This is a genomic window from Noviherbaspirillum sp. FW303-A3, assembly GCF_058788695.1.
In genome coordinates this window covers 1,846,975-1,869,161 of the sequence record NZ_JBYTAZ010000001.1, presented here as the reverse complement: position 1 = coordinate 1,869,161, position 22,187 = coordinate 1,846,975, and the positions used below count along the sequence as shown (strand labels likewise).

The 22,187-nt window shown below is 61.6% G+C and carries 20 protein-coding genes and 1 other RNA gene; 17 read left to right on the top strand and 4 right to left on the bottom strand.

Going from position 1 to position 22,187, the window contains the following annotated elements; translation table 11 throughout:
• Positions 1-135 precede the first annotated feature (135 nt).
• The 3 genes from AC3WOY_RS09080 to AC3WOY_RS09070 all read left to right on the top strand — a co-directional run bounded on the left by AC3WOY_RS09080 (position 136) and on the right by AC3WOY_RS09070 (position 4,766).
• Positions 136-2,523, top strand: coding sequence for a 3-hydroxyacyl-CoA dehydrogenase/enoyl-CoA hydratase family protein (locus AC3WOY_RS09080; protein ID WP_492422905.1), 2,388 nt, complete (start codon positions 136-138; stop codon positions 2,521-2,523).
• A 136-nt stretch (positions 2,524-2,659) separates the two neighbouring features.
• A complete protein-coding gene (locus tag AC3WOY_RS09075; RefSeq protein ID WP_492422903.1) occupies positions 2,660-3,856 on the top strand; it encodes an acetyl-CoA C-acyltransferase in 1,197 nt (398 codons plus the stop codon).
• A gap of 142 nt (positions 3,857-3,998) precedes the next feature.
• Positions 3,999-4,766, top strand: a complete 768-nt coding sequence (locus tag AC3WOY_RS09070) for an enoyl-CoA hydratase (RefSeq protein ID WP_492422901.1) — start codon at positions 3,999-4,001, stop codon at positions 4,764-4,766.
• Positions 4,767-4,811: 45 nt separating this feature from the next.
• Here AC3WOY_RS09070 and AC3WOY_RS09065 read toward each other — a convergent pair whose 3' ends face one another.
• Positions 4,812-5,255 (bottom strand): CBS domain-containing protein, encoded by a 444-nt coding sequence (locus AC3WOY_RS09065; RefSeq protein ID WP_492422899.1) that lies wholly within the window; start codon positions 5,253-5,255, stop codon positions 4,812-4,814.
• Between the two features lie 160 nt (positions 5,256-5,415).
• Between AC3WOY_RS09065 and AC3WOY_RS09060 the strand changes: the two genes are divergently transcribed.
• A complete protein-coding gene (locus AC3WOY_RS09060; RefSeq protein ID WP_492422897.1) occupies positions 5,416-5,778 on the top strand; it encodes a hypothetical protein in 363 nt (120 codons plus the stop codon).
• 16 nt (positions 5,779-5,794) lie between these two features.
• Here the strand turns inward: AC3WOY_RS09060 and AC3WOY_RS09055 are convergent, their stop codons facing one another.
• The 3 genes from AC3WOY_RS09055 to AC3WOY_RS09045 all read right to left on the bottom strand — a co-directional run bounded on the left by AC3WOY_RS09055 (position 5,795) and on the right by AC3WOY_RS09045 (position 8,772).
• Positions 5,795-6,328, bottom strand: coding sequence for a hypothetical protein (locus tag AC3WOY_RS09055; RefSeq protein WP_492422895.1), 534 nt, complete (start codon positions 6,326-6,328; stop codon positions 5,795-5,797).
• Between the two features lie 163 nt (positions 6,329-6,491).
• Complete coding sequence (locus AC3WOY_RS09050; RefSeq protein ID WP_492422893.1) at positions 6,492-6,965, bottom strand: hypothetical protein; 474 nt, start codon at positions 6,963-6,965, stop codon at positions 6,492-6,494.
• A gap of 100 nt (positions 6,966-7,065) precedes the next feature.
• Positions 7,066-8,772 carry a thiamine pyrophosphate-binding protein gene (locus AC3WOY_RS09045; protein ID WP_492422891.1) on the bottom strand — a complete coding sequence of 569 codons (1,707 nt, stop codon included), beginning with the start codon at positions 8,770-8,772 and terminating at the stop codon, positions 7,066-7,068.
• A 68-nt stretch (positions 8,773-8,840) separates the two neighbouring features.
• On the opposite strand from AC3WOY_RS09045, the gene rnpB reads away from it, so the two are divergent.
• The 13 genes from rnpB (at position 8,841) to mraY (ending at position 22,110) form a co-directional block, all read left to right on the top strand.
• Positions 8,841-9,192, top strand: an RNA gene (gene rnpB / locus AC3WOY_RS09040) — RNase P RNA component class A.
• A 173-nt stretch (positions 9,193-9,365) separates the two neighbouring features.
• Positions 9,366-10,733, top strand: coding sequence for an extracellular catalytic domain type 2 short-chain-length polyhydroxyalkanoate depolymerase (locus AC3WOY_RS09035; protein ID WP_492422889.1), 1,368 nt, complete (start codon positions 9,366-9,368; stop codon positions 10,731-10,733).
• An 86-nt stretch (positions 10,734-10,819) separates the two neighbouring features.
• On the top strand, positions 10,820-12,637 hold the full coding sequence (gene frdA, locus AC3WOY_RS09030) for a fumarate reductase (quinol) flavoprotein subunit (protein ID WP_492422887.1): 1,818 nt from the start codon (positions 10,820-10,822) through the stop codon (positions 12,635-12,637).
• The gene (locus AC3WOY_RS09025; RefSeq protein WP_492422885.1) at positions 12,630-13,376 is read left to right on the top strand and encodes a succinate dehydrogenase/fumarate reductase iron-sulfur subunit; all 747 of its coding nucleotides are present in this window, start codon (positions 12,630-12,632) and stop codon (positions 13,374-13,376) included. The genes frdA and AC3WOY_RS09025 overlap by 8 nt, the downstream gene beginning before the upstream one ends.
• Positions 13,373-13,786 (top strand): fumarate reductase subunit C, encoded by a 414-nt coding sequence (locus AC3WOY_RS09020; protein ID WP_492422883.1) that lies wholly within the window; start codon positions 13,373-13,375, stop codon positions 13,784-13,786. Before AC3WOY_RS09025 ends, AC3WOY_RS09020 begins: the two co-directional genes overlap by 4 nt.
• Complete coding sequence (frdD, locus tag AC3WOY_RS09015; protein WP_492422881.1) at positions 13,783-14,142, top strand: fumarate reductase subunit FrdD; 360 nt, start codon at positions 13,783-13,785, stop codon at positions 14,140-14,142. The genes AC3WOY_RS09020 and frdD overlap by 4 nt, the downstream gene beginning before the upstream one ends.
• A 453-nt stretch (positions 14,143-14,595) precedes the next feature.
• Positions 14,596-15,024 (top strand): division/cell wall cluster transcriptional repressor MraZ, encoded by a 429-nt coding sequence (gene mraZ / locus AC3WOY_RS09010; protein WP_492422879.1) that lies wholly within the window; start codon positions 14,596-14,598, stop codon positions 15,022-15,024.
• A 9-nt stretch (positions 15,025-15,033) separates the two neighbouring features.
• The gene (gene rsmH, locus AC3WOY_RS09005) at positions 15,034-15,996 is read left to right on the top strand and encodes a 16S rRNA (cytosine(1402)-N(4))-methyltransferase RsmH (RefSeq protein WP_492429241.1); all 963 of its coding nucleotides are present in this window, start codon (positions 15,034-15,036) and stop codon (positions 15,994-15,996) included.
• On the top strand, positions 15,993-16,265 hold the full coding sequence (gene ftsL, locus AC3WOY_RS09000; RefSeq protein WP_492422877.1) for a cell division protein FtsL: 273 nt from the start codon (positions 15,993-15,995) through the stop codon (positions 16,263-16,265). Before rsmH ends, ftsL begins: the two co-directional genes overlap by 4 nt.
• On the top strand, positions 16,265-18,022 hold the full coding sequence (locus AC3WOY_RS08995) for a peptidoglycan D,D-transpeptidase FtsI family protein (RefSeq protein WP_492422875.1): 1,758 nt from the start codon (positions 16,265-16,267) through the stop codon (positions 18,020-18,022). Before ftsL ends, AC3WOY_RS08995 begins: the two co-directional genes overlap by 1 nt.
• Positions 18,022-19,554 (top strand): UDP-N-acetylmuramoyl-L-alanyl-D-glutamate--2,6-diaminopimelate ligase, encoded by a 1,533-nt coding sequence (locus tag AC3WOY_RS08990; RefSeq protein ID WP_492422873.1) that lies wholly within the window; start codon positions 18,022-18,024, stop codon positions 19,552-19,554. Before AC3WOY_RS08995 ends, AC3WOY_RS08990 begins: the two co-directional genes overlap by 1 nt.
• Complete coding sequence (locus tag AC3WOY_RS08985; protein ID WP_492422871.1) at positions 19,554-20,939, top strand: UDP-N-acetylmuramoyl-tripeptide--D-alanyl-D-alanine ligase; 1,386 nt, start codon at positions 19,554-19,556, stop codon at positions 20,937-20,939. The genes AC3WOY_RS08990 and AC3WOY_RS08985 overlap by 1 nt, the downstream gene beginning before the upstream one ends.
• A gap of 1 nt (position 20,940) precedes the next feature.
• On the top strand, positions 20,941-22,110 hold the full coding sequence (gene mraY / locus AC3WOY_RS08980) for a phospho-N-acetylmuramoyl-pentapeptide-transferase (protein ID WP_492422869.1): 1,170 nt from the start codon (positions 20,941-20,943) through the stop codon (positions 22,108-22,110).
• Positions 22,111-22,187 lie beyond the last annotated feature (77 nt).

Here is a 22,187-nt window from a genome sequence, read left to right as displayed (position 1 = left end):
CTCCTCCCCCTTCAAGGGGGAGGTTGGGTGGGGGATGGGTTTCAGCAGCAAGATCGCGCAACGCAAACCCATCCCCACCCTAACCCTCCCCTTGAAGGGGGGGGAACTTCCGATACGAATTTAAAGGAACCTCCCATGTCCAACTTCATCGTCAAGAAAGTCGCCGTCCTCGGCGCAGGCGTGATGGGCGCGCAGATCGCTGCCCACTGCGTCAATGCAAAAGTGCCCGTCGTGCTGTTCGACCTGCCGGCCAAGGAAGGCCCGAAGAACGGCATCGTGCTGCGCGCCATCGAAAACCTGAAGAAGCTGAGCCCCGCGCCGCTGGGCAACAAGGAAGACGCCGCACTGATCCAGGTCGCCAACTACGAAGACAACCTCGATGTGCTCCAGGGCTGCGACCTGATCATCGAAGCGATCGCCGAACGCATGGACTGGAAGCATGACCTGTACAAGAAGGTCGCTCCGCACATTGCTCCGAACGCCATCTTCGCCTCCAATACCTCCGGCCTGTCGATCACCGCATTGTCCGACGGCTTCAGCGCCGACCTGCGCGCGCGCTTCTGCGGCGTGCACTTCTTCAACCCGCCGCGCTACATGCACCTGGTCGAGCTGATCCCGACCTCCGCAACCCGTCCGGAAATCCTCGACCAGCTCGAAGGCTTCCTGACCACCACGCTGGGCAAGGGCGTGGTGCGCGCAAAAGACACCCCGAACTTCATCGCCAACCGCGTCGGCATCTTCAACATGATGGCGACCATGTACGAAGCGCAGAAGTTCAACCTGCCGGTCGATGTGGTCGATGACCTGACCGGCACCAAGCTCGGCCGCGCCAAGTCCGCGACCTTCCGCACCGCGGACGTAGTCGGCCTGGACACGATGGGCCACGTAATGAAGACCATGCAGGACAACCTGCAGTCCGATCCGTTCTACCCGGTCTACCAGACGCCCGAACTGCTGGCCAAGCTGATCGGCGCCGGTGCCCTTGGTCAAAAGACCGGTGCCGGCTTCTTCAAGAAGGCGGGCAAGGAAATCCTGCGCTTCGACGGCGAGAAGAATGACTACGTGCCGTCCACCGGCAAGGCGGACGAACTGGTCGTGCGCATCCTGAAGGAAAAGGATCCGGCCAAGCGCATGAAGGCGCTGCGCGAATCGACCCATCCGCAGGCGCAATTCCTGTGGTCCATCTTCCGCGACGGCTTCCATTACATCGCGGTACACCTTGAATCCATCGCCGACTCAGCGCGCGACGTCGACTTCGCACTGCGCTGGGGCTTCGGCCAGAAGAACGGCCCGTTCGAAGGCTGGCAAGCCGCTGGCTGGCAGCAGGTCGCCCAGTGGGTCAAGGAAGACATCGATGCAGGCAAGGCGCTGTGCAATGCCCCGCTGCCGCAGTGGGTGTTCGACGGCCGCAACGGCGTGCATACGCCTGAAGGTTCCTGGTCGCCGTCCAAGAAGGCCTACGTGCCTCGCCTGGACCTGCCCGTGTACCAGCGCCAGGCTTTCCGTGCCTCGCTGGCCGGCGAGACCACGGTCGACGGCGCCACCGGCGGCACCACCTTCTTCGAAGACGAATCCGTCCGCATCTGGCACCAGAACGACGATGTCCTCGTCCTGTCGCTCAAGACCAAGATGCACGTCATCGGCCCCGGCGTCATCACCGGCCTGGCCAAGGCAATCGAAGAAGCCGAGAAGAACTTCAAGGGCCTGGTGATCTGGAACGCCGACGCAGCCGAAGGCGGCGCCTTCTCCGCCGGCGCCGACCTGCAGGCCATGCTGCCGGCCTTCATGTCCGGCGGTGCGAATGCGATCGGCCCGGAAGTCGCGAAGCTGCAGAACGCACTGATGAACCTGAAGTACGCCAACGTCCCGGTCGTCGCCGCAGTGGCAGGCCTGGCACTGGGCGGCGGTTGCGAACTGATGCTGCACGCCGCCAAGCGCGTCGCCTCGATCGAGTCCTACATCGGCCTGGTCGAAGTGGGCGTCGGCCTGGTGCCGGCAGGCGGCGGCCTGAAGGAAGCCGCGGTCCGCGCAGCGAACGATGCGAAGGGCAACGACATCCTGCAATTCCTGAAGACTTACTTCACCAACGCGGCCACCGCGAACGTCTCGAAGTCCGCTCTGGAAGCGCAGCAGATGGGCTACCTGAAGCCCACCGACACCATCGTCTTCAACGCCTACGAACTGCTGCACGTGGCGAAAGTGGAAGCCCGCGCCATGTTCGACGCAGGCTACCGCGCACCGGCGCAGAAGCTGGTCCCGGTCACCGGCCGCTACGGCATGAACACGATCAAGGCGCAGCTGGTCAACATGCGTGACGGCGGCTTCATCTCCGCGCACGACTTCAAGATCGGTTCGATGATTGCCGAGATCGTGTCCGGCGGCGACGTCGAGCAAGGCAGTCTGGTCAGCGAACAATGGCTGCTCGACCTCGAGCGCAAGGCTTTCGTGGAACTGCTGAACAATCCGAAGACGCAGGAACGCATCATGGGCATGATGCAGACGGGTAAGCCGGTACGCAACTAACTAACCGTTCCCTCCCCTTCAGGGGGAGGGCTAGGGTGGGGGTGGGTTTCTTTCGACAACGAGCGGAACTCATTAAAACCCATCCCCACCCCGACCCTCCCCTTGAAGGGGAGGGAGAGAGAACAGGAGCCAAAAAATGACGAAACAAGTTCAAGACGCATACATTGTCGCCGCCACCCGCACCCCGATCGGCAAGGCGCCGCGCGGGATGTTCAAGAACGTCCGTCCGGACGACCTGCTGGTGCGCGTGCTCCAGAACGCGGTTGCGCAAGTGCCCAACCTCGATCCGAAGCTGATCGAAGACGCGATCATCGGCTGCTCCTTCCCGGAAGCCGAGCAGGGCATGAACATGGCGCGTAACGCCGTCGTGCTGGCCGGCCTGCCGAACACCATCGGCGGCGTGACCATCAACCGCTACTGCGCATCCGGCATCACCGCCGTCGCGATGGCCGCCGACCGCATCCGTGTCGGTGAAGCCGACGTGATGATCGCCGGCGGCGCCGAGTCCATGTCCATGGTGCCGATGATGGGTCATCACCCGTCGATCAACGGCGCGGTCTTCAAGGATGAAAACGTCGGCCTCGCCTACGGCATGGGCCTGACCGCCGAGAAGGTCGCCAACCAGTGGAAGGTCACCCGCGAAGAGCAGGACGCCTTCTCGCTCGAATCGCACCGTCGCGCCATTGCCGCGCAGCAGGCCGGTGAATTCGCCGATGAAATGACTGCCGTCGAAATCATCGAGAAGTTCCCCAACCTGGCCACCGGCGAAATCGACGTCAAGACCCGCACCGTCAACCTGGACGAAGGCCCGCGCGGCGACTCCAGCATCGAAGGCCTGGCCAAGCTGAAGCCGGTGTTCGCCGCCAAGGGTTCCGTCACTGCGGGCAACAGCTCGCAGACTTCCGACGGCGCAGGTGCGCTGATCGTCGTCAGCGAAAAGATCCTGAAGCAGTTCAACCTGACCCCGCTGGCGCGCTTCGTGTCCTTCTCGGTGCGCGGCGTTCCGCCGGAAATCATGGGTATCGGCCCGAAGGAAGCGATTCCCGCAGCATGCCGCGCTGCCGGCATTACGCAAGACCAGATCGACTGGTTCGAGCTGAACGAGGCATTCGCTGCGCAATCGCTGGCAGTGGTCAAGGACCTCGGCCTCGATCCGGCGAAGGTCAACCCGATGGGCGGCGCGATTGCACTCGGCCACCCGCTGGGCGCGACCGGCGCGATCCGTTCCGCGACCGTGATCCACGCACTGCGCCGCAAGAACCTGAAGTACGGCATGGTCACCATGTGCGTCGGTGCAGGCATGGGCGCAGCCGGCATTTTCGAACGCGTATAAGGTAACGGATCGAGCAGTAATTGACAGGCCGCGCAGCGACAGCTGTGCGGCTTTTTTTCTATTGGGATGGGACTGTCGGGATCATGACAGCGCAAAGCATGATCCTCGTATACCATCAAGAAAAGACTTACTTGGAGACTTCATGGATATTCTGACCAGCAAGGCAAACGGCATATTGACCATCGAGTTCAATCGTCCGGAAAAGAAGAACGCGATCACTTCCGCGATGTACCAGTCGATGGCGGATGCGCTGAAAGACGCCGAGGGTGATGTGGCGGTGCGCGCCATCGTCATCCAGGGCAAGCCCGAGGTGTTCACGGCGGGCAACGATCTCGAGGACTTCCTGAAGAATTCGTCGGCCGAAGTCGGCGACCGTCCCGTTGCGCAGTTCATGCGCGCATTGAGCGGCGCGACCAAGCCGGTGATCGCTGCGGTCGCGGGCAACGCGGTCGGCATCGGCACCACGATGCTGATGCATTGCGACCTCGTCTACGCGGCGGAAAACGCCAAGTTCGCGATGCCCTTCACGCAACTCGGCCTGTGCCCGGAATTCGCATCGAGCATGTTGTTCCCGGCAATGGTCGGCTATCCCCGTGCTGCGGAAAAATTGCTGCTGGGCGAGGCATTCGGCGCCGAGGATGCCTACGACATGGGGCTGATCAGCAAGGTGGTTCCGGTGGCCGAACTCGCGGAACTCGCGCACAGCCAGGCAGCCAAGCTGGCCGCGTTGCCTGCATCGTCGCTGCGCGTGACCAAGCGCCTGATGAAGGGCGCGCAGGCGGAAGCGATCAACGCGCGCATGGCGGAAGAAAACAAGCACTTCGGCGATATGCTGATGGCGAAGGAAGCGAAGGAAGCGTTTACCGCCTTCTTCGAAAAGCGCCGCCCGGATTTCACCAAGTTTGCCTGATTGAAAAAATGCGGAAGGACGCGCGTCCTTCCGCATCACGATCGCTTAGTGGGGGCGCGCGCCCGTGCTGACATGCTGGGATGCTTTCTCGGAAATCGAGGAGAGCGTATCTCCTGCGATATCCGAATCGGTCGTCTGGGTAATGTCTCCCAGCGAAACAATGCCGATCAGCCGCTTGTCCTTGCTCAGGACGGGAAGCCTGCGGATCTGCAGGTCGCCCATGTTCTGCGCGACGTCGTCGATGTCGTCGTCTTCATAGCAGTACTTGATGTCCTGGCTCATGACATCGCGGATCTTGCAGTCCGCCTTGCCTTGGGCAAGACCGCGCACCACGATATCGCGGTCTGTCACCATGCCGACCAGGCGGTCGTTTTCTCCTACCGGTAGTGCACCACAATCGCCGTCAGCCATCATCTGTGCCGCCTCGATGATGCTCTGGTCTGGGCTGGCCAATCGGACATCGCGTGTCATCGCATCGGCTACTCGCATGATGTGCCTCCTTTCAAGATATTGAACGATATTTCCCATGCTGGATGGGACAGCTTTTGGAGGAATGGCGGCTGTTGAAGTTCCTGCATCCTGCACGCGCGGGAAGGCACGGAATATGCACGCCTGCTGCTGTTCATTACCTTACGAAAGGAGGCACACCATGCCGGCAGGAGCAAGTGCAAAGCGCGAACGCGAATACGCAAAATTGCAGCGGCAATTCAAGAAGGAACATCGCTATCCAGGACGGGAAGAAGAGGTCGCGGCGCGTATCGTGAACAAGCAGCGAAGGCAGTTCGGCGAAACTGCTGCCGAAAAGCAGAAGGACCGTGAAGGCAAGACGGAGGACAGGGGCTTGCCGCTCGACGGCTACCAGCACATGACGATCCCGCAGATCCTTGCGCGGGCAGACGAATTATCGGCAGCGGAAATCAGGAAGATTCGCAGCCATGAAATCCGGCACAAGAATCGCAAGGGATTGCTTGAGAAACTGGATCGGTTGCTCAATGGAATGAAAGGGAAATGAGTGCGGGCTGACGCGCCTACTTGCGCGGCGGTGTCTTCTTCCGCTGCTCGATGATGGCCTTCCACCATCGCTGTTTCGGTCTCACGGAAGTTTCCGGGAACGCCTGAACAGGCTCGTTCAAGGCGCTCCCGGGTGGCAGCGTCGTGTCTTCGGGGTGGGTTTCCATCTGCTTGTCGTACTCGAGGAACAGGACTTTGCTTTCCAGTACCTTGATGACGTTTTCCTTGTCCGCGATGCGGGCGCGCAACTCGTTGGTCACCTGGTCCTTGACCTTGCGCAGCTCCGCCTCCAGCGCCAGTGCACGTTCAAGCGAGCGGTTGCGCTCTTCGAGCAGCGCGATCTTGACCTTGTCGCGCGACGGGTCGTCACCGGCATACTCCTCCTCGGTGTGGAGGCTGCCGTAGGCGCGCAGCAGTTCCGACGTGTCGATCTGCGTCTCGCCGTCGGGCGTGACGGTCTTGCTCAGGCGGCCTTTCTCGATGTCACGGTAAATCGTTGATCGATTCCGTCGGACAAGTTTTGCAGCCTCGGTGATGGAGACAAGTGCCATATGCCTGAACGATTCCGTAATCGGTCTTCGGACAATGCGCCGGCACGTGCGCCGGGCAACGGGGTAACGTAGTACTTGACCACCGGTTCGGGAAAAGATTCTCGGCGCACATGCAAAATATTCAACATTTTGCCGGGCGGCGCAGCAGTTGTCGGAGGAGAATCTAATGCGCCTTGTCCTGCAGACGGTAGGTATCGTGGCAGTGCGCACATTTCTTCATGATCGCGCTAAGCTGCGTGAGCATCAGCTTCGGATCCTGTCTGGTCTCTGCATCGCGCGCAATGACATCGAAATCCCGGTGCACCTCGAAGGCAAGTTCGCGGAATTCGATGCCTGCACGTGACGGATACATCAATTTCACTTCATACAGGTTAATGCTGCCCATCGATTTCGCCGCCTCGGCTGCGGCCCGCATGTCGCTGCGAGCGAGGGCATCGGTCATCGCCTGCAGTCCGACCAGGTACTGGCGCATGTTGTTGAGGATGCGGGTGCGCTCGTTGGGACGGGTCACGATGGGGCGGCGGCTGTCGACCTCGGGATCGTCATGTATGGCTGTTTGCGCCACAGTGACCTGGGAAGGAAGCGCGGCAATCAAGGAAAAGGCTACGACAAGGGCTTGCCGGATACGCGTGGACATGATTGTCTCCTGCCGGGAACCACTAGTTATGGAATGGTTATTTGTAAGGTAGCAGACACGTTCCCGGACGGCAAGGAAACCCGCGTCGCTGCTTTCCCGCTTATCGGGTGCGCGACTTCAGCGCAGCTTCACGTATTGATTGCAAGGTGGCATTCGGCGTAATGAGGTCGGCGTCGTAGCGCAGTTCGATCAGCGCCGGTAAACCGGTCCCAGCGATATGCGCCTGCGCGCGGCGCAATGCTTCCTCGAAGGCAGTCGTCGTGTCGGCGCTTTCCCCGAAAGCGCCATAAGCACGGGCGAGGGCGGCGAAGTCGGGGTTCTGCAGCGCGGTGCCGGAAACACGGGCGGGATATTCGCGCTCCTGGTGCATGCGGATGGTGCCGTAGGTGCCGTTGTTGAAGACAATGAACAGCACGCCGGCCCGGTACTGCACCGCCGTCGCCAGTTCCTGGCCGTTCATCAGGAAGTCGCCATCGCCGGCAAAGTTGAGCACCGAGCGTTGCCTGCCGTAATGCTGTTCGACGATCCCGGCGGCAACCGCGGCTGGGACGCCGTAACCCATCGCGCCCGAGGTGGGCGCCAGCTGCGTGCGGAATCCCGCGTACGGCCAGAACCGGTGCGCCCAGGTGGCGAAGTTGCCTGCACCGTTGGTGACGATGGTGTCGGCGGGCAGCGTCTGTTTCAGCGTTTGCACGACCTGCCAAAGGTTCAGTTTTGCTTCCCCTTCCCTGAACACGGGCGGCTCGGACTGCCATGCGTCGAGTTCGGCACGTGCCTGTGCCACCGTGTCGCGCCATGCCGCCGCATCGACCGGCTGCATGGCGGCCAGCGCGGCGGCTGCCTGCTGCATGCCGCTGTTGATCATCAAGTCCGCCTGGTACACACGTCCCAACTCCTCGGCGGCGCTATGGATGTGGATCAGTTTCTGCCGCGGACATGGCGGCTGGAGCAGCGTATAGCCGCCGGTCGTCATCTCGCCCAGGCGCGGGCCCACCGCGATGAGCAGGTCGGCATTCCTGACGCGCGCCGCAAGTTTGGGATTGATGCCGATGCCGACATCGCCGGCGTAATTCGGATGCCGGTTGTCGAGCAGGTCCTGGAAGCGGAAGGCGCAGGCAACGGGCAGCGCATTCGCCTCCGCAAAGCGTCGGATATCGCCGCAGGCCGGATTGTCCCATCCTGCGCCTCCCAGCAGGATGAGCGGACTCTTCGCCGCGCCCAGCATCTCGCGGAGCTGTCCGATCTGCGCGGCGGACGGTGTGGCCTGCACCGGTTGATACCGGCGCGCATCAGGCACATCGGCGGTCGCCGACAGCATGTCTTCCGGCAGCGCCAGTACAACCGGCCCCGGACGTCCGCTGGTGGCGACCTGGAAGGCACGGGCAACATATTCGGGAATGCGGTCGGCGCGATCGATCTGCGCCACCCACTTCGTCATCGTGCCGAACATGCGGCGGTAATCGATTTCCTGGAAGGCCTCGCGCTCGACAAAATCGTTGCCCACCTGGCCGATGAACAGGATCATCGGCGTCGAGTCCTGGTGCGCGGTGTGCACACCGATAGAGGCATTGGTCGCACCGGGGCCGCGCGTGACGAAACAGATGCCCGGACGGCCGGTCAGCTTGCCGTAGGCTTCGGCCATGAACGCCGCGCCGCCTTCCTGCCGGTTGGTGATGAACCGGATTGATGAATCGTGCAGCGCATCGAGGACGGCGAGGTAGCTTTCGCCGGGAACGCCGAAGGTGATATCGACGCCCTGTGTCTTGAGTGCGTCGACCAGGATCTGTCCGCCGGTTCTGTTTGCCATGATGGATTTGCGCGAAAAAAGAATAACGTAGCATATCGCGGCAGCCCGCGTGGGCTACAATGCGGGGTGAAGCAAGCCAGACAGCCGCTGGCCGCCGCAAGGCGGCGGGAGGAAGGTCCGGACTCCACAGAGCAGGGTGACGGCTAACGGCCGTCCGCCGCGAGGCGCGGAACAGGGCCACAGAGACGAGTCTTTGGGACCGGGGAGGGCGAAAGCCGCTCCCTGCGTCACAAAGGGTGAAACGCGGTAACCTCCACCCGGAGCAATTTCAAATAGGCACGCATTGATGCTGCTCGCGGAGCGTGCGGGTAGAAAGCTTGAGCCGTGGAGCAATTCACGGCCTAGAGGAATGGCTGTCATAGCGAACGGGTTTGCGCCCGTCCGCCGTAACAGAATCCGGCCTATCGGCTTGCTTCACTTTTCCTTGATCTGCATCTGTAAAATCCCTGCTCGGACAACGTCTTCCTCGGGCAATCCGTGCAACTTGAGGCAACTCAACGCGCGCCCATTCGTATGCGATAAAGTCCGTTCATCAACAGAGCCTGCTGGCCGTGGGACGGATAACTAGGAATGGTGGCGGTTCGCGATGCCGGATGCGCTCCACCATGGCGGCCGCCAAGCAGTTCGACAAGGGTGCAGCCGCAATCGCCAACCCGCTTCCGAAACTTCCTCCCACGACCAGCAGGCTTTCTTCTGCAGGCCACATAATTTCCAACAATATGCGTAACTGGCTGGCCGCGCTCTGCATCGTCGTGTTCCCCGTCCTGTCGCAGGCGGCGCCCGTCGCACTGCAAAACTACAACGCGGACCTGGCTGAAACGTCAGTTTCGGGCTTGTCGTCCGGCGGTTTCATGGCGGTGCAGTTTGCCGTTGCCTATTCATCGATCGTAAAAGGCGCGGGCGTCGTTGCGGGCGGGCCTTACTACTGTGCGCAGGGCGACGTCGATATCGCAACGCGAAAATGCAGTTGCACGGGCCTGCCTCTCATCGCCAGCTGCGAGGTCGCGCCAGGCTCGACCAGTGTCGAACAGCTTGTCGAAATCACCAACCAGCGAGCCCGCAACGGTGCGGTCGATCCGACGCAGAACATGGCGCGGCAGCGCATCTGGATGTTTTCCGGCACGCTCGACAGCGTAGTGCCGCAACCGGTGATGAACGACTTGTTCACTTACTTCCGGCACTACATCGGCGACATCAACATCCGCTACCGGAAGGATGTCCAGGCGGAGCACGCATTGCCGACCGACGGAGCCGGAAACCCGTGCACGGAGCTGGGCAAGCCTTATCTCGGCAACTGCGGCGTGGACGCGGCAGGGGAAATGCTGAAATGGATTTACGACGATAACCTGCGGTCGAAGAACACCAACGGCCTGGGCGGACGGCTGGTCGAATTCGATCAGTCGGAATTTTTCAATGACCGCAAACCGGAACGGCATGGCATGGCAGATCGCGGTTATGCCTATATCCCTGCCAGTTGTGACAAAAACATCAATGGATCCTGCCGCGTGCATGTCGCCTTCCATGGATGCCGCCAGAATGCGGAAGAGGTGGACGACAAGTTCATCCGCCATGCGGGATACAACCAGTGGGCCGACGTCAACAACATCATCGTGTTGTATCCGCAGACGACGTCCACTTTTGTCCGCAATCCGAAGGCGTGCTGGAACTGGTTCGACTTCAATCGCGACGATCCGGAATACGCGAACAAGAGCGGCCGCCAGATGCTCGCCATCCGGGCCATGCTGGACCGCGTTTCAGGCGCGACCTTGCCGCCTGATCCGGCGCCCCGCTGCTTCACCGCGTCGAATGCCGAACATGTCTTTGCAGGCCGCGCGCACGACTGGTTTTTCCTAGCCATGGCCAACGGTTCGAACAAGCTCATGGGCCTGAACAATTTCTTTTCCATGACCACGCTGAAGCAGGTCGGGCCGAACCATTACGTCGTCGGCAAGTGCCTCTGACCCCTCCGGCGCTACAGGGAAAACTTTGACCTGCGTCATTGGAATAGCCTATCAACCCGCCTATATTGGATTGAAGGCATTGCTTAATGGAAAGCAAGCCCTCGGACAAAGGGGCGAAAGTGGACATTTTCGAATCCGACGTAGCCATCGTGGGCGCTGGCGGTGGTGGGTTGCGGGCCGCCATTGCCGTTGCCGAGCGGGACCCGGCACTGAAGGTGGCGTTGGTATCCAAGGTTTACCCCATGCGCAGCCACACGGTGGCGGCAGAGGGGGGATCCGCCGGCGTGGTGCAATCGCACGACAGCCTCGACCACCATTTCAATGACACCGTTACCGGCGGCGACTGGCTGTGCGAGCAGGACGTCGTCGATTACTTCGTTGCCCGCTGCACCGAAGAGATGGTGCAACTGGAGCACTGGGGATGTCCGTGGAGCCGCAAGGATGATGGTCACATCAACGTGCGCGCCTTCGGCGGCATGAAGATCGAGCGCACCTGGTTCGCTGCCGACAAGACCGGCTTCCACATGCTGCACACGCTGTTCCAGACCTCGATCAAGTACCCCTCGATCAATCGTTTTGACGAATACTTCTGCTGCGACCTGATTGTCGAGGATGGCCGCTGCCAGGGTGTGCTCGCCATCCAGATCAGTACGGGCAAGTTCGTGCTGATCAAGGCCAAGTCCGTCATTATCGCGACCGGCGGTGCAGGACGCGTCTTCCGCCAGAGTACCAATGGCGGCATCGTTACCGGCGATGGCATGGCGCTCGCATACCGCCACGGCGTGCCGCTGCGCGACATGGAGTTCGTGCAATACCATCCGACCGCCATGCCTGGCACGGGACTGCTGTTCACCGAAGCCTGTCGCGGCGAGGGCGGCATCCTCGTCAACAAGGACGGTTACCGCTACTTGCAGGATTACGGGCTCGGACCGCCGGATCCATGGCCGCGCAAGAAGGCAATGGAACTCGGTCCGCGCGACCGGCTCTCGCAGGCGTTCTGGCATGAAGACCGCAAAGGCAATACCGTCAGCACGCCGCAGGGCAGCGCGGTGCTGCTCGACTTGCGTCACCTCGGCGAAAAGCATATCCGCGAGCGCTTGCCTCTGATCTGCGAGCTCGCCGAACGCTTCATGGGCATCGATCCGGTGCATCAGCCGATCCCGGTCCGCCCGGCGATCCACTACACAATGGGCGGCATCCTCGTGAATGGCAAGACGGAGGCGCCGCTGAAAGGCCTGTATGCGGTGGGTGAATGCTCCAGCGTCGGCATCCACGGCGCCAACCGGCTTGGCTCTAACTCGCTGGCGGAACTGTGCGTGTTCGGCAAGGTTGCCGGCGACGAGGCGGCGCAATTTGCAAGGAGTGCCACCCTGAGCGATGGCGCGCTTCTCGAAAAGCAGGCGGAAACGGCAAGACAGCGCGCGATCGATCTGGTCCGGCGCGAGAATGGCAGCGAGCGCATCTCCGTGCTTCGCAAGGAAATGGCGCTCAGCATGGAGCGCGGTTGCGGAATCTACCGCATCGGCAGCGAGATGCAGGAAACCTGCGACAAGATCGACGAACTCAAGCTGCGCTTCCGGCGCGTCAAGGTGGACGACAAGTCAAGCGTCTGGAATACCGACTGGCTGCAGGCAATCGAGCTTGGATTCCAGCTCGATGTCGCGCAGGCAATGGCTTATTCCGCGGTCAACCGCAAGGAATCGCGCGGCGCCCACCAGCGTCTTGACGGATTCGAGGCGCGCGACGACGTCAACTTTCTCAAGCACACGCTGGCGCAGTACGCAGGCGACGATGCACCGCGCATCAGCTACGGCGACGTGAAGATCACCCGTTCGCAGCCCGCAGTGCGCGCTTATGGCGCAGCGGGGGAAGCCCTGCATGGGAAGGAGGCCGCACATGGCTAGGACGATCACTATCGACGTGCTGCGCTACCGTCCGGAACAGGATGGGGAACCGTTCTTCCAGCAGTTTTCCGTCCCGTTCACGGACGACATGTCGGTGCTGCAGGGCCTGCAATACATCAAGGACGAACTCGACAGCACGCTCAGCTACCGTTGGTCCTGCCGTATGGCAATCTGCGGCAGCTGCGGCATGATGATCAACGGAAAGCCGGAGCTTTCCTGCCATACCTTCCTGCGCGACTTCTATCCCGCCGGTGTGCGCGTCGAGCCGCTCAACCATTTCCCGATCGAGCGCGACCTCGTCGTGCGGCCGGACGACTTCATCAGCAAGCTGGAAAGCATCAAGCCCTACATCATCGCAAAAGAGGCGCGGCGCCTCGATCAGGGCGAGTACCTGCAGACGCCGGCCGAACGCGACCGTTACGAGCAGTTCAGCTCCTGCATCAACTGCATGCTGTGCTACGCCGCCTGCCCGCAATACGGCCTCAACAAGGACTTCATGGGGCCGGGCGTCCTGGCATTGCTGCATCGCTACAACGTCGATAGCCGCGACGGCGGACAGGCGGAGCGGATGGAGCTGGTGAACGCGGAAGAGGGGGTCTGGAACTGCACCGCGGTCGGTTATTGCTCGGAAGTCTGTCCGAAGGGCGTCGATCCGGCAAATGCGGTCAACGTGAACAAGATCAACAGCGCGAAGGACTTTTTCTTCAACCTGCTCGGGCGCAAGGGAGGCGGAAAATGAGCGACATGCAGACAGACGCCCGCAAGCCCTACGTCCGGTCGATGACAGGCTGGTGGCGCAAGAATCCGTTCTTTGTGCGTTACATGGCGCGCGAATTGACGGCGCTGGTCGTGGCGGCGTATGCCTTCGTGCTTCTTGCCGGCGTACTTTGCCTCGCTAACGGAGAGGCGGCGTTCAGCGTCTGGCTGGGCGTCTTGCGTCATCCTGTCTCGGTCGCGTTCCATGCAGTGGCACTGGCAGCCATGGTGTACCACACCTGGAGCTGGTTCGAGATCATGCCCAAGACCATGCCTCCCATTATTGTCGGCGGCAAGCGCGTTTCCGGGGGGACGATTACCGCCACGGGCGTCGTTGCCGCCGTCGTCGTCACACTGGTCCTGTTCCTCGCCGTATGGAGCGCCAAGCCATGAAAAAACGATCCAACGCACCGATTTTCTGGGCGCTGTTCGGCGCCGGCGGAATGCTCTCGGCGCTGACCGGGCCGGTCCTCGTTTTTGTCACCGGCATCGCCATTCCGATCGGATTCATCCTTTCGCCCGAGGTGATGCGTTACCAGAACATGCTCGGTTTTGCCCAGAATGTGCTGGGCAAGCTTGGCATCATTGCCATCATCGTGCTCTACCTCTGGCACGCCGCGCATCGCATCTTCAAGAGCCTGCACGACGTCGGCATCCATCCCGGGCCTGCGGCCAAGCTTGCATGCTACGGGACCGCGTTCGCCGGTTCCGTGCTCGCCCTGTACGCGACGCTCGCCGTCGGTTTCTGAACTGTCCGGCCGGGAACTTCCCGGTTGGGCAGCCCGGTGTACAATTTTTCATTCCCTCCAGCAGCGTTCCCGGTCACACCATTCCGGCCGGAACCCCAGTCCTGACGCCGCATCCAACTTCTCTAGCGCAACAAATTTTTCCGTTCGCCAAATTTCCATACCTCAGCCAAACACATGTGTAAAGCTGAGACGTCACCTTCAGTGTCTGCGATAAGTGCTTCTTTTTCTTGAGAATTCATTCGAGGCATTGCTTCAGCGAAACGCGCTAAGTCATTGACTTCATTGATAAAAATCGTATTTTTGAACCCGAATATTACTTGACCGCAAATAAAGCATCCTCTAAAGTGGGCAGCAGTGTGAAAAAGTGTATTTTTGTGGGGCGTTTTTTAAAAGTTCCTTCAAGATACGCGTCACAGCCAAGTTCAAACAACGACAACCACGAGGGCAATCAGGGTGTTTCAAGGCGCGTCAGCGTTGAATCTCGATGCAAAAGGGCGGATGACCATCCCGTCCAGGCATCGTGACGCCTTGTCGCTTCAATGCGAAGGACGCATCACGCTCACTCGCCATCCGCATGGTTGCCTGCTGCTCTTTCCGCGCCCGGTGTGGGAAAACCACCGCGAGCAGATCGCCGCATGGCCGATGTCTGCACGTGCCTGGCAGCGCGTCTTCCTTGGTAATGCCTCCGATGTCGAAATGGACACCGCCGGCCGCATCCTGATTGCGCCGGAACTGCGTTCGGCCGTCGGCATGACGCGCGACGTCATGTTGCTCGGCATGGGCAGCCATTTCGAGATCTGGGACGCTGAAAAGCTCGCCCAGGACGAGGCGCAGGCCGTGGCCAACGGCATGCCCGACGTATTGAGTAATTTTTCGTTCTGACGGCCCGTGATGATTGATCAAACGGTGCCCGGATTGCAGCACCGCACGGTGTTGCTGGAAGAAGCGGTCGATTCGCTGCAAATCGACGGTGATCGCGCCAATGGCGTGTACGTCGATGGCACTTTCGGCCGTGGCGGCCACAGCCGCCGGATCCTCGAGCGGCTCGGCCCGAACGGGCGCCTGATTGCATTCGACAAGGATCCGCAGGCGATTGCGGTCGCACAGGCGATTTCGGACAAGCGGTTCGAGATCGTGCATGACAGCTTTGCGACGATGGGGCAGGCGCTTACTTCGCGCGGCGTCATGCAGGTGGATGGAATTTTGCTGGACCTCGGAATCTCGTCGCCGCAGGTAGACGAAGCGGCGCGGGGTTTCAGTTTTCGACTGGACGGTCCGCTCGACATGCGCATGGACACGACGCGCGGAATGTCGGCGGCAGAGTGGCTCGCAACCGAGTCAGAACAGACGATAGGAAAGGTGATCAAAGATTATGGGGAAGAACGGTTTGCTTTTCAGATTGCAAAGGCGATTGTTGCTCGCCGGGCAATCCAGCCAATTTCAGGCACACGACAGCTTGCCGAGATCGTGGCACACGCCGTCAAAACCCGCGAGAAGGGCAAAGATCCGGCCACTCGCACATTTCAGGCTATCCGGATTTACATCAATCAAGAGCTTGAAGAACTCGAAGTAGGACTGAACGCCGCATTCGACAAACTGGCCCCGCACGGGAGACTGGCTGTGATCAGCTTTCATTCATTGGAAGATCGCATCGTCAAGCGCTACCTGGCCTCCAAAGCCAAGGTGCAGCAGCCCGACCGCCGCCTTCCGATCCGTGCCGCCGACCTGCCGCAGCCCGAACTGAAGCTGCTGGCCAAGATGAAGCCCACCGACGCCGAAATCGCCGCCAACCCGCGTGCGCGCTCGGCCATCATGCGTGTCGCCGAGCGGATTTCCGCGGGAGGCGCGAAATGAGCGGCAAGGTCAACGCAATCCTCACCGCGGCGCTCGTCGCCTGCGCCCTTTTCGTCGTGAATTCGCAATACCAATCCAGACGCCTCTTCATCGAGCTCGAGCGCGCGCAAGCGGCCGCCAAACAGCTCGAGATCGAATGGGCGCAGCTGCAGCTCGACCAGTCCACGCTGGCCAAGCATGCACGCATCGAAGCCAACGCACGACGCGATCTCAACATGGTCCCCGTCACGCCCGACCGCACGCAGTACCTGACGATGGGAGGCCAGTGATGCGCGAGCCCTCACGCACAGCGGCGGGCAAAGGGGTCCAGTTCAGCGCCAGCCCGGTGCTCGCGCTCAAGCTGCCGGTATGGCGCTCACGCGTGGTACTGTTCGCACTCTTCGCCGGTTTTGCCGCATTGGCAGGCCGGGCGCTCTGGCTGCAGGGGATCTCCACCGAATTCCTGCAGAAGCAGGGCGCGTCCCGCTACGCCCGTACTCTCGAACTGCCCGCTACCCGCGGCAAGATCACCGACCGCAACGGCCAGGTGCTTGCTTCCTCCATGCCGGTGAAGGCCGTCTGGGCGATCCCGGAAGACGTTCTGGAAGCGCCGGGCGAGAAGATCCGCGATCTGGCCAAACTGCTCGACATGAGCGAGAAGGACTTGCGCAAGAAACTGGATTCCGACCGCACCTTCGTCTACCTCAAGCGCCAGGTCGAACAGGACGTCACCGACAAGGTAAGTGCCCTGAACGTCCCCGGCATCGGCATGCGCCGCGAGTACAAGCGTTACTACCCGGACGGCGACGTCATGGCCCACGTCGTCGGATTCACCAATGTCGAAGACATCGGCCAGGAAGGCATGGAACTCGCGTTCCAGAAGAACCTCGCCGGCGTGAACGGCAGCCGCCGCGTGATCAAGGACCGCCTCGGCCGCATCGTCGAGGACATCGAATCGGTGCGCCTGCCGCACGACGGCAAGGACCTTTCTCTGTCGATCGACCGCAAGCTGCAGTACATCGCCTATTCGCACCTGAGGGAAGCTGTCGAGAAGCACAAGGCGAAAGCCGCCGCGATGGTCATCCTCGACGTGAAGACCGGCGAAGTGCTGGCGCTGGTGAACCTGCCGACCTACAACCCGAACGACCGCTCCAAGCTGACCGGCGCGCAACTGCGCAACCGGGTGATGACCGACACGTTCGAACCCGGCTCCACGCTCAAGCCGTTTCCGATTGCGCTGGCGCTGGAAAACCGGCTCGTCACACCGTTCACGAACATCCAGACATCGCCCGGCAAGCTCACCATCGGCAAGGCGACCATTGGCGACGCGCATCCCCACGGCGTGCTGACGGTGCAGGGCGTGCTGCAGAAGTCGTCTAACGTCGGCACCGCGAAGATGGCGTTGCAGCTCCAGCCGCAGCAGATGTGGGACATGTTTACTACTGTCGGTTTTGGCCAGCAGCCGAAGCTGGGCTTCCCCGGCGCCGTCGCCGGCCGCGTGCGTCCGCACAAATCCTGGAAGCCGATCGAACAGGCGACCATGAGCTACGGCCACGGCATCTCGACCTCGCTGATCCAGGTCGCGCAGGCTTACATGATCTTCGCGCGCGACGGCGACATGATCCCGCTGACGCTGCAGAAGGCGGGCGACCAGCCGATCGGCCAGCGCGTGATTTCGGAAAAGACCGCGCGCGACGTGCGCATCATGCTTGAGATGGCCGCCGGTCCCGAAGGCACGGCGCCGAAAGCCCAGGTGCCAGGCTATCGCGTGGCCGGCAAGACCGGTACGGCGCACAAGCTCGTCGGCGGTCAGTACGCAAACAAATATGTCTCTTCCTTCGTGGGTTTTGCTCCTGTTTCGGATCCGCGCATCATCGTTGCCGTCATGGTCGACGAGCCGTCCAACGGCTTCCACTATGGCGGCCAGGTGGCAGCACCGGTCTTCTCGGCCGTAACTGCCAACGCCTTGCGTGCATTGAACGTTCCGCCTGACTCCACCGTGACCGACATCATCGTGCCGGCCAATCCAGTCGAGGAGAGCATGTGATGAGTGCGACGCCGACCATGACCGAGATTCTTGCCTGGCTGCACGCGAATGCGCCGAAGGCGCAGCTGTCTTCGGATTCCCGGACGATTTCCCCGGGCGATGTCTTTTTCGCCTATCCCGGCGATGCCGCCGACGGCCGCGATTACATCGAACGTGCGGTTGAAGCAGGCGCGCGCGCGGTGGTGCACGAGGCGAAAGATTTCACCTGGGACGAGAAGCTGGTGCTTCCGCGCCTTGCGGTGGAAAACCTGAAGGATCTCGCTGGCGAAATCACCAGCGCGTACTACGACCAGCCCGATGCAGGCATGTTTACCGTCGCGGTGACGGGCACGAACGGCAAGACCTCGTGCACGCAGTGGCTGGGCAAGGCGCTGTCGGGGCTCGGCGTGCCGACCGCCGTGGTGGGCACGCTCGGCGTTGCCCTCTACCGCAGCGGCAAGCATGGCGGTTTCAACACTACCGGCTATACGACACCGGATGCGGTCCAGTTGCAGCGGCGGCTGGCGCAATTGCGGACAGCAGGCGCCCAGGCGCTGGCGATCGAGGCATCCTCGATCGGCCTCGACCAGGGACGCCTGAACGGCTCCCGTTTCAATGTGGCGCTGTTCACCAATTTCACGCGCGACCACCTCGATTACCACGGCAGCATGGATGCCTACGAGGCCGCCAAGCGCATACTGTTCGACTGGCCCGGGCTGGAACATGCCGTGGTCAACCTCGACGACGACATGGGGCTGCGGCTGGTCGCCCATCTCGCGGCGACCCGTCCGTCGCTGCCGGTGACCGGTTATACGACAAGCGGCCGGAATGCCGGCGGCATTCCGGTCCTGAGCGCGAGCGACATCCGCACCAGCCATGGCGGCACGGTATTCCGCCTCGAAGCGCCGGGCGGCTCCGCGCAGGTGAAGACGCAGCTCGTCGGCCAGTTCAATGTCAGCAATGTCCTTGGCGTCATGGGCGTCTTGCTGGCGCGCGGCACCGATTTCCGCGCTGCGCTCGATGCAGTGGAATCGTTGACATCGGTCCCCGGCCGGATGGAACAGCTTGGCGGACACGATGCGCCGCTGATCGTCATCGACTATGCGCACACGCCGGACGCGCTGGAGAAGACGCTGGCCACCCTGCGTGAGGTCGCGCAGCAGCGCAACGGCAAGCTGTGGTGCGTATTCGGCTGCGGCGGCGACCGCGATCCGGGCAAGCGTCCGCAGATGGGCTCGGTTGCGCAGGCAGCGGACCACATCATCGCCACCAGCGACAACCCGCGCAGCGAAGACCCCGCGAAGATCCTTGAACAAATCGTTGCCGGCATCGACACCGCACGCCTCCAGAAAGACGCGCTGCATGTAATCGAAGACCGCGCCTCCGCCATCCTGTGGGCGGTGCGCCATGCCGGCAAGAGCGACGTGGTCCTCCTGGCAGGGAAAGGCCACGAGTCGTACCAGGAAATCAAAGGCAAGAAACTGCCGTTTTTGGATGCAGACCATGCCGCGCTGGCGCTGGCTGCACGGGCAACAATGAAGGGAACAAACTGATGAAATCGTCATTGGCTCAACTGCAGCCATGGATTTCGGAAGCCGCGATCGTGAACGATCCTGCGGCAGATGCAGCATTCGACGGCGTCTCGACCGACAGCCGTCAGGTATCACCTGGCAATTTGTTCGTCGCCCTGCGCGGCGAACGTTTCGATGCGCACGACTTTCTGAATGATGTGGCAGCCCGCGGCGTGGCTGCAGTGGTGGTGGAACGCGTGCCGGACGGACTGACCGTGCCGGCCCTGGTGGTGCCCGACACGCGCGCCGCCCTCAATGAACTCGGCGCATTCTGGCGCCGTCAGTTCAGTATTCCCGTCATCGGCGTCACTGGCAGCAATGGCAAGACCACCGTGAAGGAAATGGTCGCCTCCATCCTGTCCGCCGCTTTCGGTGCCGATAGCATTCTCGCCACGCGTGGCAACCTGAACAACGATATTGGCGTTCCGCTCACGGTGTTCCGGCTTGGTTCGGGGTGCAAGGCTGCGGTGGTCGAGCTGGGCATGAACCATCCGGGTGAAATCGCCACGATTACCGCGACAGCACAGCCGACGGTGGGCCTGGTGAACAACGCACAACGCGAGCACCAGGAATTCATGGAAAGCGTGGAAGCGGTGGCCAAGGAAAACGGGAATGTCATCCTCGGCCTGCAGGCCGATGGCGTGGCCGTTTTCCCCGCCGATGACACATACACAAGCCTGTGGCGTAGCTACGCAGGCCAGCGCAAGGTCATGACCTTCGGTTTGTCGCCCGACGCCGACGTGACCTGCACATTCAAGGTGAACGATTTCGGCAGTGATCTGTCCATAACTGCCGGTGGGAAACAGTTCCAGGTAGCACTTTCGGCTGCGGGCGTGCACAACGTCCGCAATGCACTCGCTGCGACGGCATGCGCGCTGGCGATCGGCGTACCCCAGGATGCGGTCATCCGCGGACTGGAGTCCTTCGCGCCGGTCAACGGCCGCCTGCAGCGCAAGACGGCAAAGAGTGGCGCCCTGGTGATCGACGATACCTACAACGCCAACCCGGATTCGGTACGCGCCGCGATCGACGTCCTGTCGAACGCTGCCGCACCCAGGGTGCTGGTGCTGGGCGACATGGGCGAAGTGGGCGATGAAGGTCCGCAGTTCCATGTCGAGGTTGGCAACTATGCCCGCGACAAGGGCATCGAGCACCTGCTCACGCTGGGCCAGCTGGCCCGGCACGCGAGTAGTGCGTTCGGTGCAGGCGCGACGCATTTCGAGGATATCGCATCGATCAACCAGGCTGCCGAAGCACTGGTCACCGCCGGCACGACGGCGTTGGTGAAGGGGTCGCGCTTCATGAAGATGGAGCGCGTCATCCAGCACCTCGTCAACACTACAGAACAAGGACAGGGATCACATTAATATGTTGCTTTGGCTGGCACAATACTTCCAACAAGACCTCGGCCCGCTTCGGGTTTTCAACTTCATCACTTTCCGCGCCGTCTTCGCCACGCTGACGGCGCTGGTGATCGGCCTGATCGCCGGTCCGGCCATGATCCGCATGCTCACCCGCCTGAAGGTCGGCCAGGCCGTGCGCACCGACGGTCCGCAGACCCACCTCATCAAGACCGGCACGCCGACCATGGGCGGCGCGCTGATCCTGCTCGGCATCGGCGTCTCGACCCTGCTGTGGTCCGACTGGAGCAACCGCTTCGTGTGGGTCGTGCTGGTCGTGACCCTCGGTTACGGCGCCATCGGCTGGGTCGACGACTACCGCAAGGTGGTCTACAAGAACCCGGAGGGCATGTCCTCCCGCGAAAAGTATTTCTGGCAGTCGCTGATCGGCATCGCCGCCGCGCTCTACCTCGCTTTCTCGGTCTCCGCACCCACCAACACCAAGGTGCTGGAGCTCTTCATGGCCTGGGTGAAGTCCGGCTTCAACATGGACCTGCCTCCCAAGGCCGACCTGATCGTCCCCTTCTTCAAGACCATCAGCTACCCGCTGGGCGTGTGGGGGTTCATCGCCCTGACCTATTTCGTCATCGTCGGCACCAGCAATGCAGTGAACCTGACCGACGGCCTCGATGGCCTCGCGATCATGCCGACAGTGATGGTGGGATCGGCCCTTGGCCTCATCGCCTACCTCACAGGCAGCGTGGTGTACTCGAAATACCTCTTTATTCCTCACATACCCGGGGCTGCGGAACTGCTAATCTTTTGTGGGGCCATGGCAGGTGCCGGGCTTGCGTTCCTCTGGTTTAACGCACATCCGGCCCAGGTTTTCATGGGCGACGTCGGTGCACTGGCACTCGGTGGCGCTCTCGGAACCATCGCCGTCATCGTCCGGCAGGAGATCGTCCTCTTCATCATGGGCGGCATCTTCGTAGTCGAGACGCTGTCGGTGATGCTGCAGGTCGGCTACTTCAAGTACACGAAGAAGCGCTACGGCGTAGGCCGGCGGATCCTGCTGATGGCACCGCTGCACCACCACTTCGAACAGAAGGGGTGGAAAGAGACAAAAGTCGTGGTGCGCTTCTGGATCATCACGATGATGCTGGTGCTGTTCGGTCTGTCGACATTGAAGTTGCGTTAAACAGGGAATTTTGGGGAAAAGCTGCGTGGAAAACAACGTGAACGAAGAGCAGGGAGACAACGCAGTTGACAGCGCCG

Excerpts from the sequence above, each read along its gene's own strand:
- ftsL (WP_492422877.1), top strand. The coding sequence starts at position 15,993 with ATGAGCGGCAAGGTCAACGCAATCCTCACCGCGGCGCTCGTCGCCTGC.
- mraY (WP_492422869.1), top strand. The coding sequence starts at position 20,941 with ATGTTGCTTTGGCTGGCACAATACTTCCAACAAGACCTCGGCCCGCTT.
- AC3WOY_RS09055 (WP_492422895.1), bottom strand. The coding sequence starts at position 6,328 with ATGGCACTTGTCTCCATCACCGAGGCTGCAAAACTTGTCCGACGGAAT.
- AC3WOY_RS09070 (WP_492422901.1), top strand. The coding sequence starts at position 3,999 with ATGGATATTCTGACCAGCAAGGCAAACGGCATATTGACCATCGAGTTC.
- frdD (WP_492422881.1), top strand. The coding sequence starts at position 13,783 with ATGAAAAAACGATCCAACGCACCGATTTTCTGGGCGCTGTTCGGCGCC.
- AC3WOY_RS09060 (WP_492422897.1), top strand. The coding sequence starts at position 5,416 with ATGCCGGCAGGAGCAAGTGCAAAGCGCGAACGCGAATACGCAAAATTG.
- AC3WOY_RS09045 (WP_492422891.1), bottom strand. The coding sequence starts at position 8,772 with ATGGCAAACAGAACCGGCGGACAGATCCTGGTCGACGCACTCAAGACA.
- AC3WOY_RS09025 (WP_492422885.1), top strand. The coding sequence starts at position 12,630 with ATGGCTAGGACGATCACTATCGACGTGCTGCGCTACCGTCCGGAACAG.
- AC3WOY_RS09050 (WP_492422893.1), bottom strand. The coding sequence starts at position 6,965 with ATGTCCACGCGTATCCGGCAAGCCCTTGTCGTAGCCTTTTCCTTGATT.
- AC3WOY_RS09065 (WP_492422899.1), bottom strand. The coding sequence starts at position 5,255 with ATGCGAGTAGCCGATGCGATGACACGCGATGTCCGATTGGCCAGCCCA.
- AC3WOY_RS09020 (WP_492422883.1), top strand. The coding sequence starts at position 13,373 with ATGAGCGACATGCAGACAGACGCCCGCAAGCCCTACGTCCGGTCGATG.
- AC3WOY_RS09035 (WP_492422889.1), top strand. The coding sequence starts at position 9,366 with ATGCGCTCCACCATGGCGGCCGCCAAGCAGTTCGACAAGGGTGCAGCC.
- AC3WOY_RS08995 (WP_492422875.1), top strand. The coding sequence starts at position 16,265 with ATGCGCGAGCCCTCACGCACAGCGGCGGGCAAAGGGGTCCAGTTCAGC.
- frdA (WP_492422887.1), top strand. The coding sequence starts at position 10,820 with ATGGAAAGCAAGCCCTCGGACAAAGGGGCGAAAGTGGACATTTTCGAA.
- AC3WOY_RS09075 (WP_492422903.1), top strand. The coding sequence starts at position 2,660 with ATGACGAAACAAGTTCAAGACGCATACATTGTCGCCGCCACCCGCACC.
- AC3WOY_RS08985 (WP_492422871.1), top strand. The coding sequence starts at position 19,554 with ATGAAATCGTCATTGGCTCAACTGCAGCCATGGATTTCGGAAGCCGCG.
- AC3WOY_RS08990 (WP_492422873.1), top strand. The coding sequence starts at position 18,022 with ATGAGTGCGACGCCGACCATGACCGAGATTCTTGCCTGGCTGCACGCG.
- AC3WOY_RS09080 (WP_492422905.1), top strand. The coding sequence starts at position 136 with ATGTCCAACTTCATCGTCAAGAAAGTCGCCGTCCTCGGCGCAGGCGTG.
- rsmH (WP_492429241.1), top strand. The coding sequence starts at position 15,034 with ATGATTGATCAAACGGTGCCCGGATTGCAGCACCGCACGGTGTTGCTG.